We start from the raw sequence: 990 nt of genomic DNA on the forward strand, positions 1-990 counted from the left end.
CACGCTGAGTCTATACTAACGCCCACATGGACTATATCGCGGATGAGTTGATTGAGTTGAAGAACCGATCTCATGAATTGAAAGGTTTGACGTTCGAATATGAGCCTCCGGTTTTACGTCACTTTACGGCTCGCTTCCGTGAAATTGATTAACCTGAAGTAGGTTTGACACCTAGATAACTAGGTATCTAGGTACTTAAGTAAAGGGCAAAAGGCCGCGAGTGTCGCGGCCTTTTTTGATTTTGTCTGTTCAGTTCATTCCGAGCGGATATTACGCCAGCTCTAACGTGATGCGCACGAACTGTTCGTCTTGATATTGCACTTCATAATTGAATGTGCCACTTGCATAAATACTACCAAGGAACAATGAGCGCTGACTCATTGGGCCACGGAAAAGCATCGAAATTGGTGCAATCATGGCGTTATTGTCGTCGAAATGTTGGTTTAAGTTATTTGATAACACACACAGCAAACAGCCATTCTGGTCATGCGATAAGTCGACATCTTCAGGACGAGAAAGCAGTACCGTGGTACCGAGTTTTTTCTCAATTTCGTTAATTAGTAGCAGGTAGCTATCTAAGTGAGGTTGCGGGTTACTTGGTTTGTTCGCGTCAACGCAGCGTTCAAGTAAGGCTTCAAGGTTGCCATTTTCCCCTTTCGCCTGTTGAGTCAGAGACTTTAACGGCTTTTTAATCAGTTTGTAGCGATTGCTTTTCAGTTTAGGCTTTAGCCATTTTTGCAGCAGATCATTACGCTCTGTTGTAGGGAGAGGGCGTGAAGACGCATGGATTTTGAAGTGCAGGTGCAATAAGGCGTGCACTGCAAGCTCGCTCAGAAGTTGGTTGGCATCTGCGGATAGTCTTGCGTGCGTAGAACTTTGCATTACACTCAAACGAAATTTAAGAAGAAGGATAATGGTGCCGAGAGAGGGACTCGAACCCTCACACCTAAGGCACTAGCACCTCATGCTAGCGTGTCTACCAATTTCACC

Annotated in this window: 1 protein-coding gene and 1 pseudogene; one reads left to right on the top strand and one right to left on the bottom strand. The window is 45.2% G+C overall.

Annotated elements, in window-relative coordinates; translation table 11 throughout:
- Positions 1-8: 8 nt before the first annotated feature.
- A pseudogene (gene tnaA, locus R8O11_RS25525) lies at positions 9-152 on the top strand (tryptophanase); the annotation flags it as partial.
- A gap of 118 nt (positions 153-270) precedes the next feature.
- Here the strand turns inward: tnaA and R8O11_RS25530 are convergent.
- Complete coding sequence (locus R8O11_RS25530; RefSeq protein ID WP_318194650.1) at positions 271-882, bottom strand: DUF2913 family protein; 612 nt, start codon at positions 880-882, stop codon at positions 271-273.
- Positions 883-990: the final 108 nt, after the last annotated feature.

This window comes from Vibrio sp. 1288 (assembly GCF_033344475.1).